15 protein-coding genes and 3 pseudogenes are annotated in these 14,261 nt (G+C 37.2%); 3 read left to right on the top strand and 15 right to left on the bottom strand.

Features of this window, described 5'->3' with window-relative positions; genetic code table 11:
- Positions 1-18: 18 nt before the first annotated feature.
- Positions 19-1,386, bottom strand: coding sequence for a sensor histidine kinase (locus tag Q9317_RS01100; RefSeq protein WP_003098897.1), 1,368 nt, complete (start codon positions 1,384-1,386; stop codon positions 19-21).
- Positions 1,383-2,072, bottom strand: a complete 690-nt coding sequence (locus Q9317_RS01095; RefSeq protein WP_003098894.1) for a response regulator transcription factor — start codon at positions 2,070-2,072, stop codon at positions 1,383-1,385. The genes Q9317_RS01100 and Q9317_RS01095 overlap by 4 nt, the downstream gene beginning before the upstream one ends.
- 169 nt (positions 2,073-2,241) lie before the next feature.
- Between Q9317_RS01095 and Q9317_RS01090 the strand changes: the two genes are divergently transcribed.
- Positions 2,242-3,294, top strand: coding sequence for an aldose epimerase family protein (locus Q9317_RS01090; RefSeq protein ID WP_003098892.1), 1,053 nt, complete (start codon positions 2,242-2,244; stop codon positions 3,292-3,294).
- Positions 3,295-3,442: 148 nt separating this feature from the next.
- On the opposite strand, the gene Q9317_RS01085 is transcribed toward Q9317_RS01090, so the two are convergent.
- From Q9317_RS01085 to Q9317_RS01065, 5 genes and pseudogenes are all read right to left on the bottom strand, one after another.
- Complete coding sequence (locus tag Q9317_RS01085; RefSeq protein WP_003098891.1) at positions 3,443-3,742, bottom strand: hypothetical protein; 300 nt, start codon at positions 3,740-3,742, stop codon at positions 3,443-3,445.
- Positions 3,743-3,754: 12 nt separating this feature from the next.
- Complete coding sequence (locus Q9317_RS01080) at positions 3,755-4,147, bottom strand: hypothetical protein (RefSeq protein WP_003098889.1); 393 nt, start codon at positions 4,145-4,147, stop codon at positions 3,755-3,757.
- The gene (locus Q9317_RS01075) at positions 4,135-4,869 is read right to left on the bottom strand and encodes a hypothetical protein (protein ID WP_235284164.1); all 735 of its coding nucleotides are present in this window, start codon (positions 4,867-4,869) and stop codon (positions 4,135-4,137) included. Before Q9317_RS01075 ends, Q9317_RS01080 begins: the two co-directional genes overlap by 13 nt.
- Positions 4,870-4,884: 15 nt before the next feature.
- A pseudogene (locus tag Q9317_RS01070) lies at positions 4,885-5,526 on the bottom strand (IS3 family transposase); the annotation flags it as partial.
- A gap of 33 nt (positions 5,527-5,559) precedes the next feature.
- A protein-coding gene (locus tag Q9317_RS01065; RefSeq protein ID WP_089180041.1) for an IS3 family transposase occupies positions 5,560-6,665 on the bottom strand; the annotation gives its coding sequence in 2 pieces (ribosomal slippage) (positions 5,560-6,389 and positions 6,389-6,665; 1,107 coding nt in all).
- A gap of 67 nt (positions 6,666-6,732) precedes the next feature.
- Between Q9317_RS01065 and Q9317_RS01060 the strand changes: the two are divergent.
- Both Q9317_RS01060 and Q9317_RS01055 read left to right on the top strand, forming a co-directional pair.
- Positions 6,733-7,710 (top strand): annotated as a pseudogene (locus Q9317_RS01060) (IS256 family transposase); the annotation flags it as partial.
- A 57-nt stretch (positions 7,711-7,767) separates the two neighbouring features.
- A protein-coding gene (locus Q9317_RS01055) for an IS3-like element IS981 family transposase (RefSeq protein ID WP_089180045.1) occupies positions 7,768-8,879 on the top strand; the annotation gives its coding sequence in 2 pieces (ribosomal slippage) (positions 7,768-7,984 and positions 7,984-8,879; 1,113 coding nt in all).
- Positions 8,880-8,949: 70 nt separating this feature from the next.
- Here Q9317_RS01055 and Q9317_RS01050 read toward each other — a convergent pair.
- The 8 genes and pseudogenes from Q9317_RS01050 to Q9317_RS01015 all read right to left on the bottom strand — a co-directional run.
- A pseudogene (locus tag Q9317_RS01050) lies at positions 8,950-9,951 on the bottom strand (IS256 family transposase); the annotation flags it as partial.
- A 165-nt stretch (positions 9,952-10,116) separates the two neighbouring features.
- On the bottom strand, positions 10,117-11,292 hold the full coding sequence (locus tag Q9317_RS01045) for an IS256 family transposase (protein WP_003099060.1): 1,176 nt from the start codon (positions 11,290-11,292) through the stop codon (positions 10,117-10,119).
- A gap of 66 nt (positions 11,293-11,358) precedes the next feature.
- Positions 11,359-11,619, bottom strand: a complete 261-nt coding sequence (locus Q9317_RS01040; RefSeq protein WP_259458740.1) for a DUF1310 family protein — start codon at positions 11,617-11,619, stop codon at positions 11,359-11,361.
- A gap of 143 nt (positions 11,620-11,762) precedes the next feature.
- Complete coding sequence (locus tag Q9317_RS01035; protein WP_017794754.1) at positions 11,763-12,140, bottom strand: DUF1310 family protein; 378 nt, start codon at positions 12,138-12,140, stop codon at positions 11,763-11,765.
- A 20-nt stretch (positions 12,141-12,160) separates the two neighbouring features.
- Positions 12,161-12,355, bottom strand: coding sequence for a hypothetical protein (locus Q9317_RS01030; protein WP_003098880.1), 195 nt, complete (start codon positions 12,353-12,355; stop codon positions 12,161-12,163).
- A gap of 1 nt (position 12,356) precedes the next feature.
- Entirely contained in the window at positions 12,357-12,746 is a 390-nt protein-coding gene (locus Q9317_RS01025) for a DUF1310 family protein (protein ID WP_003098879.1), read from the bottom strand.
- Positions 12,747-12,975: 229 nt separating this feature from the next.
- On the bottom strand, positions 12,976-13,362 hold the full coding sequence (locus Q9317_RS01020; RefSeq protein ID WP_003098878.1) for a DUF1310 family protein: 387 nt from the start codon (positions 13,360-13,362) through the stop codon (positions 12,976-12,978).
- A gap of 229 nt (positions 13,363-13,591) precedes the next feature.
- On the bottom strand, positions 13,592-14,260 hold the full coding sequence (locus Q9317_RS01015; protein WP_003098876.1) for a fructose-6-phosphate aldolase: 669 nt from the start codon (positions 14,258-14,260) through the stop codon (positions 13,592-13,594).
- Position 14,261: the final 1 nt, after the last annotated feature.

The following is a 14,261-nucleotide window of genomic DNA, read 5'->3' as shown; positions in this document are numbered from 1 at the left end:
GTGGCAATTTTGTGGCAGTTAAAAAATGAGTTTAAATTGTGTTTTTTCCTGATTGCTGCAAACACTGACATGACCGTGGTGTTGCTTCATGATTTCTTGAACCATGGCTAAACCAATACCTGTTTGACCACCTGTCCCCTTATAAAATCTGTCAAAAATATGAGGTAAATCATCTTGTGAAATTGGCGGACCATCATTGGTAATCACAATGGTTTTCCCCTGTCTTTCTAGACAGATATAACTGTGCGCATAGCGCAAACTGTTGCTAATGATATTTGACACAAGTCGTATTAAGAGAGCATCATCACCAAGAACAAGTTGGTCTTGCTCTTCTTGCTTCAAGTGAAGGGCTAAATTTTTCTGCTTGGCTATTCCCCAAAAATGCTCATAACTTGAATGGAGCACTTCCTTGAGCGACACCTCTTCTTGTTTGGACGCTACCTTAGCATCCAGTCTTGAAATCAGCATGATATCATCAACCAACTGTTTCATTTTCTGACTTTCCTGATGGATAATTGGCAGGGCAAGCTCCTCAGCAATGACACCTTCTTGAAGGGCTTCTGTATACCCTTGAATAGACATGAGTGGGGTTCGTAACTCATGTGACGCGTTCTGGAAAAATTGGGCTTGACTCTCTTCAGCATGGTGAATTCTATCGGCCATGGCCTGACTTTCCTCAAGGAGGGGGGTAAATTCTGAAAAGATAATTTTATCTTGCTTAGCCATTCCTTCTTGGGAACGCCAGAGGCTCTCAATATAGTGCTGAACAGTCTTTATAGATTTTGCAATGCCAGAAAAAGTACGACGCATGATCAAAAGTGTCACAATAAAAGTAGACAGCAATATCACAATCACAACCCTATTGATGTTATTAATTAGTGTTTGGGTATTAGTGACATCTGAAAAATTGATTACCTGATAAACTTTCTCCTTGTCCGGCTTTACCTTGACAATTGCACCATCTTGGTAATCCCCCTCATAGGCCTTGGTCATGACGTAATAAGTTTTATCCTCTAAGGTGATAAATACTCCTGATCGACGCGATGATTTATCCCAAAGGTCATGCTCATCTAGATAAGAATAAAGGGTTTTTCCAATTGTTTTCTTGTCATCATTAGCAAATAACACTTGCTTGTGATGATTATAAATCGCATAATGCGACCAGACAAAAACACTATCTGTATTTTTATTTTTTGCTTCTGGAATTGGCTTATTATCATACATACTGTCTAAAATCGTAAAATTAGACTGCATAGAATCTTTGGTCACCTGATTAATATAGTCTCTGACAAAATAGTTAAAGGAAAAATAAATCAAGCCAAAACCAATCAGCAAAGTTAGACTGTTCAACCATAGCAAATGACTGCTTAATTTTTTAGATGTCATTCTGTCGCATCACCCATTTTAAAGCCATAGCCCCAGACTGTCTTGATACAAGCTTGACCATTTAAAACTTTCATTTTTTTACGGAGACGTTTGATGGTATCGTCAACTGCACGGCTCTCAATATCTTCAAACCCCCAGATACGCTTTAAAATAGCCTCTCTGGAATGTGCCATTTCTGGATTTTCCATCAAAAGTGCCAAAAGGTCAAACTCTGTTTTTGTCAAGGACATGTCTTGGCCAGATAAACGGACTTGTCTTTTATCATGATCAATGGTCATATCTAAAAAATGTACTAACGAGGCAAGTTCTGGGGCCTTTTCTTGTTGACGTTTTAGCAAGGCCTGAACATGAAGACTTAGCTTAATAGGAGAGAAGGGCTTTGTAAAGTAATCATCTGTTCCTAAAGTAAACCCTGTGATAAAATCAGCATCAGAATCTCTGGCAGTTAACAAAATAATGGGCAAATTAGAATCTTCTTGTCTAATTTGGCTGAGAATGGTTAGCCCATCCGTTCCTGGCATCATAATATCAAGGATAACCAAATCAGGTTTTTGCTTTTCATAAGCCGCAAATAGTAAATCACCCGTTTCAAAACTATGTACTTGGTAGCCGTCACGCTCCAAAAAAGGAATCAATAAATCACGAATATTTTTTTCATCGTCCGCTAAATAGATTACTTGGGGCATCTCTTCAAACCTCCTAGAATGTCATACTTGTCTTTTTTAACATGATAGACCAGTTAGCACATTTAGTCAATTTTTTAGTGAGTAAAAAAAGAGTAAAACACTCACCTAAGATTGACAAGTTTATGTAAACGCTTTAAAATTAGGGTAATAAGCACTTGAGGAGATGAACATGACACTATCAGTAAAAACGGTTGAATCACCTAAAGGACTAATCAAGGTCTTCACTTTGTCTAATACCAAAGGAACGCAAGTTGACGTGACAAATCTCGGAGCCACCATTACACGCTTTTTAACCAAAGATAAAAAGGGGCAGCTGCGCGATATTGTTTTAGGCTATGATCCCATTGAAGCCTACTTCAAAAATACCAATACCTACTTCGGTGCTACTGTTGGTAGAAGCGCGAACCGTCTTGCCGGGGCACGATTTACACTGAACGAGAACCAATTTCAGATCCCACAAAACGAAGGAGAAAACAACCTCCACAGTGGGCCCAACGGCTACCAAATCAGGTTATGGGATGTTGCTAGTTATCAAGAATCTGATAGTGCTATCAGCTTTATGTTAAACAGTCCTGATGGTGATCAAGGTTATCCAGGTAATCTCGCTATTACGGTTGGCTTTAAGCTTTCTGAAGACAATGAGCTTTTAATCACCTATAAAGGTGTTTCAGATAAGGACACTCTCTTTAATGTAACCAATCATTCTTACTTTAATCTCAACGGCCATGAATCAGGCTCCATTGAAAAGCACAGCCTGCAATTACTTGCTGATGCTTTCACTCCAATAGTTGATTCCCATTCTATTCCAAGCGGAGAAATTCGCCCAGTTGATGGCAGTGCCTTTGACTTTAGAAAGCCAAAAGAAATTGGCAAAGACATTTCGTCTAAGGACCAACAATTGCATTTCGCTGGTGGCTACGACCACAACTGGGTGCTTAACACCCCTTCTATGGAAGAACCTTTTGCCATTGCTGTTGGTGATACATCCGGCATTAAGCTCGAGGCCTACACAACCTTACCTGGTGTGCAATTTTATTCTGGAAATTTCTTAGATGGTGATATGGGAAAAGACCATCACCACTATCAAAAGCGCCAAGGCTTCTGCTTAGAAACACAATATTTCCCAAATGCTATTAATATTGAGGGCTTTGCTTCACCACTCCTAAAGGCTGGCCAAGAGATATGTACTCAGACAAAATATAAAGTTAGTATCGTTTCATAACACGAAATCCCCCTTCTATTTTTTCAGAAGGGGGATTTCGTATTGGTCTTTCTTAAACAAACTACCATCAACATATGAAGTCGGGATTAAAATGAATATGGATTATATTTTCTATCACATCTCAATAATCTTATAAGAAGAAAAAAAGTTACTCACCATATGATAATTCGTCAAATGCTGCTTGTTTTTCGTCAAGAACAGTCTCAACCTTTGTTCGAAATTGTCCTTGAACAGCAGAATCTATCTGAGAAGAAATTGTTGTCATACTAGCCTTAGCTGACAAGGCTATCTCTGTTATTTCCTTATCAGATGTTGAGACAATGGTCCTCCTAGCTCCTTTTTTAAGAGGGGCATAGACATTAGTTACCGTTACTTTTTCCATCATTCTTCTTGCTTCTGCAAGATCTTTTTTTCCTTTTATAAAATCTCCAATTGCACTTAAATCCATGTCATCACCTACTTACTCCAACTCTTGCTTTTGTCGATACAAATCTTCAATACTCATTTCTAAACGATTATGCGCTTTAAGATACTCCTGTCTCTCATCATCTTCTTGAAGAGACAAGGTCCGAAATTCCCGTTCGTATTCCTCATCTAATTCAACCTGAAACATTTCCACTAATCGATTCAAACTTGAATAAGATTCCTCATTTATGCTTTCTTCTTGATGCAAAAAATGATTGGCTGAGGCATAAATGTCTTGAATCGCTAATTCTAACTGTGAGCGTCTATGGTCTAGTTCGGCATAGGAATCACTGCGTTCACGCTCTCTGGCATGAAACCGATTCTCAAGTGTTTCTAAAGCGTCTTCCTTTTGTTTCAAGGTTTTATAAATGTCTTCTAGCTTTCCCATTCTTTAAAGTCTCCAGCTAATTCACTATCTTTTGCCAACATCTCAGAAATCCCCCTTTGAATATCAGATTTTAAAGTGGTATAGGCAGTCACAATAGCCTCTGCTTTAGTAACCTTCTTATCAAAGTGAGTATCTGTTTTGGTCACAATACTAGCATAGCTAACCCCACCAGCTGCATAAGCTTCTGCTAGTTCGGCATCGTTTAATTCCACAATTCCAAAAGGCATCTCTTTAGTGCTATTGTATAACTCCTCTGCCTTTTCAAGAGCTGTTTGCGCAGAACTCTTAACCTCATCCAAAGCCGTTTCAGCAGTAGCCACCAAACCACTAGCGATAACTGTAGCCTGTTCAGCATCTAGGAAGATTTTCTCATTAGTGGTAAGACCTTTCCCTGATTTTTGGAGTTTTTTCTTATGTTTATAGAAATTTCCCATAACCTTACGAGTAGCTTTTACTTCAGCTGATAAATAAGTATCAATTATTTTAATTTGTCCATTCTCTAGAACATAGCCATAAGTCATATGTTGGTCTATCAAACCAATATTATTACTATCGGTGTAATAAACAGTTCCTACAGAATCTTCACTTCCAGTTTTCCCCTCACGCCCCACCATACCGATAAAATCTTTTGGATCAATATATACAATTATCTTAGATTTTAAGGCATCTACTGTTTTTTTCTGTTCTTTAGTTTGAAAAGGCAACACTTTTCTGTACAACATTTATAAAGTGTTTTTCTAGGCAATTAATCTTTTAGTCATTGGTGTTTGGTAGTTGAGACTACCATGAATGCGGTGGTAATTCCACCAATGAACATAGTCTTTAGTCTTAAGAACTAGTTCTTCCAGCGATTGAAAGGTTTCTTGATAAACAAATTCAATTTTGAAAGCACGATACGTACTTTCAGCTACGGCATTGTCATAAGGACAACCAGCCTGACTAAGCGAACGTGTGATTCCAAAGGCTTCCAATATTTCATCAATTAACTGATTATCAAACTCTTTGCCACGATCTGAATGGAACATCTTGACTTTGGTCAGGGCGTAAGGGATGCTTTGTATGGCTTGCTTAACGAGTTCAGCGGTCTTGTGCCAACCAAGAGACAGGCCGATGATTTCACGGTTGTATAGGTCAATGATGAGGCAAACATAAGCCCAACGATTGCCTACACGAACATAGGTTAAGTCAGTGACTAAGGCTTGTAGTGGTCTTTCTTGCTTAAACTGCCTGTCTAAGTGGTTGGGAATAGGGGCTTCATTCTTGCCTCTAGAATGTGGTTTGAAGGTGGCTTTCTGATAAACAGAAACCAAATTGAGTCGCTTCATAATGCGTCGAATCCGACGACGTGAAAGTGTGATACCTTCGTTTGAAAAGGCAACAGTTTTCTGTACAAGATTTATAAAGTGTTTTTATTAGACCGTTAATCTTTTGGTCATGGGCGTCTGATAGTTTAGACTACCATGAATGCGGTGGTGATTCCACCAGTGGACATAGTCCTTGGTTTTAAGGGCCAATTCTTCTAGCGTCTGGAAAGTTTCCTGGTGGACAAATTCTATTTTGAAAGCGCGATAGGTGCTCTCAGCTACGGCATTGTCGTAAGGACAACCTGCTTGACTAAGTGAGCGTTTGATATCAAAGGCTGTAAGCACATCATCTATCAAGGCATTGTCGAACTCTTTTCCTCTGTCCGAATGGAATATCTTGACCTTGGTCAGAGCGTAAGGAATACTCTGAATCGCTTGTTTCACCAGCTCTGCTGTCTTGTGCCAACCAACCGATAAGCCAATGATTTCACGGTTGTAGAGGTCCATAATGAAACAAACATAAGCCCAGCCATTACCGACACGAACGTAGGTTAAGTCTGTCACTAAAGCTTTTAGAGGCTTTTCTTGATGAAATTGTCTGGCTAAGTGATTAGGAATAGCTACCTCATTCTTACCTTTTGAATGTGGCTTGAAGACTGCTTTCTGATAAACAGATACTAAGTTGAGTCTGTGCATGATGCGACGAATCCGACGACGAGACCGCTGGATACCTTCATTTTCCAAACATTTCTTGATTTTCCTAGCACCGTATCTGGCCTTACTTTCGAGAAAAATAGCTTTGATATTTTCTTCAAGTTCCGCTTCAGAGACTGGTTTAACAGTCTTGTAGTAATAGCTAGAACGAGGAATGTTCAACCAACGACACATAGCTGAAATGCTATATTTATCCTTATTAGCAGTGATTACTTCTCTTTTCGTGCCATAATCACTGCCGCTTGCTTTAGGATATCTAGCTGCATTTCGAGTTCTTTATTGCGTTTTCGGAGTTCAATCAGTTCACGCTGTTCATCTGTCAGATTATCAATCGTTTTAAATGACCCAGTTGTTTTTGCCTGACGAACCCACTTATCGAAGGTTGATGGGGTTAACTCATATTCTTTGATAAGCTCACTTCGTTTCATCCCTGCATGGTGAAGGTCAACGATTTGTTGCTTAAAGTCATCAGTGAAGTGGCGACGTATTTTTCTAGACATCATATTCTCCTATTTTCTTTAGTGTAGAACACTTTATAAATTCTGTCTAGTTTAGTGTAACCGATTCACAGAATTACTTAACTTCCTAGCGCAAAAACAAGATATTGATGAATTCTTTCAATCCTCTTTAGAAATAGCTATGAATGACCTCTTGCAGGTTGAACTATCAGCTTTCCTTGGATATGAGCCATATAAAAAAGAAGGTTACAATACAGGTAATAGCCGTAATGGGACCTACTCTCGACAGTTTGAAACGAAGTATGGCTTAGTCAATTTAATCATTCCAAGAGATCGAAACGGCGAGTTTTCACCAGTTTTATTACCATCTTATGCTAGACGAGATGACCACTTGGAAGAGATGGTGATTAAACTCTATCAAACTGGCGTTACGACACGCGAAATCAGTGACATTATTGAGCGCATGTATGGTCACCACTACAGTCCAGCAACGGTGTCAAATATCACAAAAGTGACCCAAGAAAGTGTCACTGCCTTTCATGAGCGTTCCTTTCAAACTAACTACTCAGTCTTGTATCTAGACGGAACTTACTTACCCTTGCGACGAGGTACGGTCAGTAAAGAATGTATTCACATTGCACTTGGTATCACGCCTGAAGGGTATAAATCAGTTCTTGGCTATGAGATTGCCCCTAATGAAAATAATGTCTCTTGGTCAGATCTTCTTAAGAGGCTACAAAATCAAGGACTTAAGCAAGTTTCTCTAGTTGTTACAGACGGGCTTAACGGTGTGAATCAAATCATCCAACAAGCCTATCCAATGGCTAAACAGCAACGGTGTCTGGTTCACATTGGTCGCAATATCTCCAGTAAGGTCAAACGAGTAGATAGGGCACCTATTCTAAATCAGTTCAAGCAGATTTATCGTGCCACAAATTTACAGGAGGCTATTAAATTATTGGAACAATTTGTTTCTGAGTGGAAACCTCGTTACAAAAAGGTTATGACATCACTTGAAACAACTGAAAATCTCCTAACTTTCTATCAATTTCCACATCACATTTGGTCTAGTATTTACTCTACAAATGATGTTATCCTTAAATCTTAGAGTCACTATTGTATAATTTAGACAAAGGACAAAAACATGAAAAAACGCTACTCAAAAGAATTTAAAGAAACCCTTATCGCCTTCTATCATTCTGGTCAATCCGTCACCCAGCTGTCTAAAGAATACGACGTGGCCCCTGCAACAATTTATAAATGGATAGACCTCTACTCTAAATCTAATGAAAGCTCCGTCTCTAAAGCTGATTTTCTAGAATTAAAAAGACAACTGGCTAAAGTTAAGGAAGAACGAGACATCTTAAAAAAAGTATTGACCATATTCGCCGAGAAAAAGAAGTGAGTGCTGCGGATATGGCTCAAACCATACAAACTTTAGCACTCAATGTCAGACTAAGCTGTCAACTCCTTGATGTTCCTGAATCAAGTTATTATGAACGGATTAACCGACATCCATCTAAAACTCAATTAAGGAGACAATACCTGTCACTCAAAATTTCTCAACTCTTCAATGCTAACCGAGGAATCTATGGTGCTCCTAAAATTCATCATCTTCTATTTAAACAAGGGGAAAAAGTCGGGTTAAAACTGGTACAGAAGCTAATGAAGCAACTTCAACTCAAGTCTGTAGTCATTAAGAAATTTAAGCCTGGATACTCACTAAGTGATCACATCAATCGAAAAAATCTCATACAGACTGAACCTACAAAGAAAAATAAGGTTTGGTCAACCGACATTACTTATATTCCTACTCAACAAGGATGGGCTTATCTCTCAACCATTATGGATCGTTATACTAAAAAAGTCATTGCTTGGGATTTGGGCAAGCGAATGACTGTAGAATTAGTGCAAAGAACTTTAAATAAGGCCATTAAATCACAAGACTATCCAGAAGCTGTTATTCTTCATTCTGACCAAGGAAGCCAGTATACGAGTCTAGAGTATGAAGAGTTGCTTAAGTATTATGGGATGACTCACTCTTTCAGTCGAAGGGGATACCCTTATCATAATGCCAGTCTTGAATCTTGGCATGGACATTTAAAAAGAGAGTGGGTGTATCAATTTAAATATAAGAACTTTGAAGAAGCCTATCAGAGTATTTTCTGGTACATCGAAGCCTTTTATAATTCAAAACGAATCCATCAAAGTTTAGGGTATCTTACACCTAATCAATTTGAAAAGGTAAGTGCTTAAAATAAATAGATTAAAATTCTACGTTTGTTACTCTAAAAACTTGACTTAACCTCAAAACTTGATTGAATCACTCAATAAAGTTTGTAGAGTAAATACTAGACCAAATGTGATGTGGAAATTGATAGAAAGTTAGGAGATTTTCAGTTGTTTCAAGTGATGTCATAACCTTTTTGTAACGAGGTTTCCACTCAGAAACAAATTGTTCCAATAATTTAATAGCCTCCTGTAAATTTGTGGCACGATAAATCTGCTTGAACTGATTTAGAATAGGTGCCCTATCTACTCGTTTGACCTTACTGGAGATATTGCGACCAATGTGAACCAGACACCGTTGCTGTTTAGCCATTGGATAGGCTTGTTGGATGATTTGATCCACACCGTTAAGCCCGTCTGTAACAACTAGAGAAACTTGCTTAAGTCCTTGATTTTGTAGCCTCTTAAGAAGATCTGACCAAGAGACATTATTTTCATTAGGGGCAATCTCATAGCCAAGAACTGATTTATACCCTTCAGGCGTGATACCAAGTGCAATGTGAATACATTCTTTACTGACCGTACCTCGTCGCAAGGGTAAGTAAGTTCCGTCTAGATACAAGACTGAGTAGTTAGTTTGAAAGGAACGCTCATGAAAGGCAGTGACACTTTCTTGAGTCACTTTTGTGATATTTGACACCGTTGCTGGACTGTAGTGGTGACCATACATGCGCTCAATAATGTCACTGATTTCGCGTGTCGTAACGCCAGTTTGATAGAGTTTAATCACCATCTCTTCCAAGTGGTCATCTCGTCTAGCATAAGATGGTAATAAAACTGGTGAAAACTCGCCGTTTCGATCTCTTGGAATGATTAAATTGACTAAGCCATACTTCGTTTCAAACTGTCGAGAGTAGGTCCCATTACGGCTATTACCTGTATTGTAACCTTCTTTTTTATATGGCTCATATCCAAGGAAAGCTGATAGTTCAACCTGCAAGAGATCATTCATAGCTATTTCTAAAGAGGATCGAAAGAATTCATCAATATCTTGTTTTTGCGCTAGGAAGTTAAGTAATTCTGTGGTAAACTGAGTCATGGGAATAAATCTCTTTCTAGTGAAGTGTCGTAACTCTACTATACAGGATTTATTCCTTTTTTGTGTTTACACAAGATATTTTACACTACCCATTAATCCCTCCCATAGGATTTTGTTGATACTGTCAATAATTTTGTGTAAACACAAGAGTAGAGTTTTTGAATATTAGTCAAATAAGCTATCAAGTGTGTCAAAACATACTCCGAATCCTTTATGAATACGAGCTCCGAACTTAATGTTATAGTCTTCGAAAATACTTACAAGGCATCGTTCTAAGGCTTCTTCATTTGGAAAAACCACCCTCTTCTTACTTTGTCGCTTGATTTCTTTATTGAGTGATTCAATCAAGTTTGTAGAGTAAATACTAGACCAAATGTGATGTGGAAATTGATAGAAAGTTAGGAGATTTTCAGTTGTTTCAAGTGATGTCATAACCTTTTTGTAACGAGGTTTCCACTCAGAAACAAATTGTTCCAATAATTTAATAGCCTCCTGTAAATTTGTGGCACGATAAATCTGCTTGAACTGATTTAGAATAGGTGCCCTATCTACTCGTTTGACCTTACTGGAGATATTGCGACCAATGTGAACCAGACACCGTTGCTGTTTAGCCATTGGATAGGCTTGTTGGATGATTTGATCCACACCGTTAAGCCCGTCTGTAACAACTAGAGAAACTTGCTTAAGTCCTTGATTTTGTAGCCTCTTAAGAAGATCTGACCAAGAGACATTATTTTCATTAGGGGCAATCTCATAGCCAAGAACTGATTTATACCCTTCAGGCGTGATACCAAGTGCAATGTGAATACATTCTTTACTGACCGTACCTCGTCGCAAGGGTAAGTAAGTTCCGTCTAGATACAAGACTGAGTAGTTAGTTTGAAAGGAACGCTCATGAAAGGCAGTGACACTTTCTTGAGTCACTTTTGTGATATTTGACACCGTTGCTGGACTGTAGTGGTGACCATACATGCGCTCAATAATGTCACTGATTTCGCGTGTCGTAACGCCAGTTTGATAGAGTTTAATCACCATCTCTTCCAAGTGGTCATCTCGTCTAGCATAAGATGGTAATAAAACTGGTGAAAACTCGCCGTTTCGATCTCTTGGAATGATTAAATTGACTAAGCCATACTTCGTTTCAAACTGTCGAGAGTAGGTCCCATTACGGCTATTACCTGTATTGTAACCTTCTTTTTTATATGGCTCATATCCAAGGAAAGCTGATAGTTCAACCTGCAAGAGATCATTCATAGCTATTTCTAAAGAGGATCGAAAGAATTCATCAATATCTTGTTTTTGCGCTAGGAAGTTAAGTAATTCTGTGGTAAACTGAGTCATGGGAATAAATCTCTTTCTAGTGAAGTGTCGTAACTCTACTATACAGGATTTATTCCTTTTTTGTGTTTACACAAGATATTTTACACTACCATTTTGTTTGATTGAATCTTTATTAATTTCATACTTTTGTATAATAGCTCCATCTTTAAAAGCTTTAGGTTCTATATTAAAAATTGTCTTTTCGAAAACTAATTTTGCTTCTTTACTTTCAACTATTTCTACCATCTGATCATATTCACGTTTTTCTTGCAATTTATGTCCTCCTATTACAATACCTACTGCAATCAACAATCCTAAAAGGATATATATAATCTTTTTAACATTCATTCTGCCACCTTCATACTCTTCAAAAAATAAATTTTTCCTCATTTACTTATAAAATACTGGACTATTATCAACAGCTCACTAAAACAATATGATTTCCCTGATTTTGGAAAACACTAGCATCTTTTCTTTGATATTTTTCCATATTAATAGCCTAGCTTTTCTGCCAACTTAGGTGAGATAGTATAATATGCAGAATGATAAGTTCCATCACTGTTTTCAATCAAATCAAAATTAATTGCCTGATCTTTATTATCATTTATAACAATCCGTACTTTTAATCCACCCATGGGATGATAATCTAATCTACTGTCATCCACCTTATACTTCTTGATAATGCCACTATTGGTAAATGCTTTACTATCTTCATGTTTTATCATATCAATATATACCTTCTTTGCTTTTTCACTATGTGCTATTGCAAGCATTTTTTCTTTTTCAGTATGTTGTTTAAAAACCATATAGCCACTTCCCCCTAAAACCGTTACTAATATTACCAATACGATCCAATATTTTTTCTTCATGATTAACTCCTTTTTCAAAGTCAAAGCGGAAAATTCTTTTTATCAGGACTTTGAACAACATAAGCTTTTTGACCTGAATCATCGGTAACAACTTCTCGAACTGTACCGATTTCTTTATAAGTTTCTTGTTTTCCGATAGTTACTGTCGCATCTACATCATAATCAGTATACTCTTCACCAGCAATTAATCTTCTCTCAAGGTCACTATATACCATATTAGTTCTCCTTAAGTAAAACATTTAAATCTTTTGAAATTCCACGTCCACCGATATCAATTCCTTTTCCCGTTAATTCATGTACTAATGTATAGGATAACTTATATTTTTTGTTGTTATTAATATAAATATTAACCATGATACCACCCATGGGATTTTTTTTAATTGATTTTTTATCAATACTATATTCTTTAACTCTACCTTTATTTGATAATGCATTTTTATCAAAATATTTCAAATCATCTTCAATGAGGTGTTTAACTTCTTTACTTTCAACAATTTCAACCATCTGATCATATTCACGTTTTGCTTGCAACTGATGTCTTCCTATTACAATACCTACTGCAATCAACAATCCTAAAAGGATATATATAATCTTTTTAACATTCATTCTGCCACCTTCATACTCTTCAAAAAATAAATTTTTCTCGTATGTTTACTAAAATTTCACCACATAATACAATTTTTATTCTTAGTTAAAAATTTAACTTCTAAAAATGATAAATCCTTTAATACTAGCCTCAATTGATATTGGCCTTCTTATAATTCATCCTATGTTGAAATAATAACCTTTCTGACTCCTTTTTCAACAGGTGCGTAGATGATAACATATTTTTTCTTTATTTTGGTTCTCCAAGCTTATCTAAAAGGACTCCTGAAACAACAACATTAGCGTAGTCTAACTTATTATCTTCTTCTACTAAATTGAAACTCATGTACAAATTTGAAGAATTGTTTATAACTACATTAACAAACATCCCACCCATAGGATTATAATCCAAACTTTTATCATCCACTTTATAACTCTTTATTATGCCATCTTTTGTAAATGCATTTTTATCTCTTTTTTTCATGAATGATTCATAGACTTTTTTAGCCTCTTCACTATGTGCTATTGCAATCATTTTTTCTTTTTCGGCATCTTGTTTATATACCATATACCCAAAGCCGCCAATTACAAGTAACATAATTAAAACTAGGGAAACCATTATCTTTTTCTGTTTCATAAAAATTCCTTTTAGCGTTTCTTTTTTGTAGCAGTGGTCTTTAGTCAAGTATAGCAAAAAATCACCAAGGAGACGTCAACCACGTTAAAAGCTTTTAGAATTGGACTATTTTTCTCAAAACGACAAAACTCCTCCTGTCGTAAACAGTGATATCACAAGATATTTTCACTAAAAACGACAAGAAGAGTCTCGCAAACGGCCATGGCCTGTGCACTTATCTGTAAATTTTTTAAATACTTTGTTTATTGTGGATGCTTTCCCAGTCTTTGGCAAAATCATCTACTGCTTTTTGAATAGATGGCATGGCAAATCCTGCTTGGAAAACATCTGGTCCTGCTGTGATGGCTTGCGCCCCAAGGGCAAATGCTTTGTTAACCTGCGCTACATTTTTAAAGCTTGCTGCTAAGATTTTGCTGTCACTGCAGTTACGATCAATTGCTTCTGCTAACTGACCAATCACCTGCTCTGGATCAATGTTCAGATTTTCCATACGATTATAGTAAGGGGCTAAATAATCTGCACCTGCTTCAATAGCAAGCAAGCCTTGGAAAGTACTATAGATAGCTGTTGCTGTAATGTGGTAGCCATCTGCTTTCAGGCTTTTGATTGCTGCTAAACCGTCTGCTGTCACAGGTACTTTAACATAACTATTATCTCCACAAGCCTCGCGGATAGCACGCGCATCCTTTAGTATCCCTTCATAATCTTGGGCAATGACTTGAACATGAATCGAAGCCTTGTCACCAATAATCTCACGGACTTCTTGAATGCGTTTAAAGAAATCAATCGGCCCTTCTTTTTTGGCTATTGATGGATTTGAGGTTACCCCTGCAAGTGGTAAAATCTTGCTCCATTTTTTGATGTCTTCAATGTTTAAGGTATCTAACATGTATTCCATA

Origin of the sequence: Streptococcus iniae (genome assembly GCF_030732225.1) — a bacterium.
Taxonomy (GTDB): Bacteria; Bacillota; Bacilli; order Lactobacillales; family Streptococcaceae; genus Streptococcus; species Streptococcus iniae.
Note: the sequence above shows the minus strand (reverse complement) of the source record. Positions and strands in the feature narration are given on the sequence as shown.

Excerpts from the sequence above, each read along its gene's own strand:
- Q9317_RS01095 (WP_003098894.1), bottom strand. The coding sequence starts at position 2,072 with ATGCCCCAAGTAATCTATTTAGCGGACGATGAAAAAAATATTCGTGAT.
- Q9317_RS01045 (WP_003099060.1), bottom strand. The coding sequence starts at position 11,292 with ATGACTCAGTTTACCACAGAATTACTTAACTTCCTAGCGCAAAAACAA.
- Q9317_RS01075 (WP_235284164.1), bottom strand. The coding sequence starts at position 4,869 with ATGTTGTACAGAAAAGTGTTGCCTTTTCAAACTAAAGAACAGAAAAAA.
- Q9317_RS01025 (WP_003098879.1), bottom strand. The coding sequence starts at position 12,746 with ATGAATGTTAAAAAGATTATATATATCCTTTTAGGATTGTTGATTGCA.
- Q9317_RS01085 (WP_003098891.1), bottom strand. The coding sequence starts at position 3,742 with ATGGATTTAAGTGCAATTGGAGATTTTATAAAAGGAAAAAAAGATCTT.
- Q9317_RS01015 (WP_003098876.1), bottom strand. The coding sequence starts at position 14,260 with ATGGAATACATGTTAGATACCTTAAACATTGAAGACATCAAAAAATGG.
- Q9317_RS01100 (WP_003098897.1), bottom strand. The coding sequence starts at position 1,386 with ATGACATCTAAAAAATTAAGCAGTCATTTGCTATGGTTGAACAGTCTA.
- Q9317_RS01090 (WP_003098892.1), top strand. The coding sequence starts at position 2,242 with ATGACACTATCAGTAAAAACGGTTGAATCACCTAAAGGACTAATCAAG.
- Q9317_RS01035 (WP_017794754.1), bottom strand. The coding sequence starts at position 12,140 with ATGAAGAAAAAATATTGGATCGTATTGGTAATATTAGTAACGGTTTTA.
- Q9317_RS01020 (WP_003098878.1), bottom strand. The coding sequence starts at position 13,362 with ATGAAACAGAAAAAGATAATGGTTTCCCTAGTTTTAATTATGTTACTT.
- Q9317_RS01080 (WP_003098889.1), bottom strand. The coding sequence starts at position 4,147 with ATGGGAAAGCTAGAAGACATTTATAAAACCTTGAAACAAAAGGAAGAC.
- Q9317_RS01030 (WP_003098880.1), bottom strand. The coding sequence starts at position 12,355 with ATGGTATATAGTGACCTTGAGAGAAGATTAATTGCTGGTGAAGAGTAT.
- Q9317_RS01040 (WP_259458740.1), bottom strand. The coding sequence starts at position 11,619 with ATGAATGTTAAAAAGATTATATATATCCTTTTAGGATTGTTGATTGCA.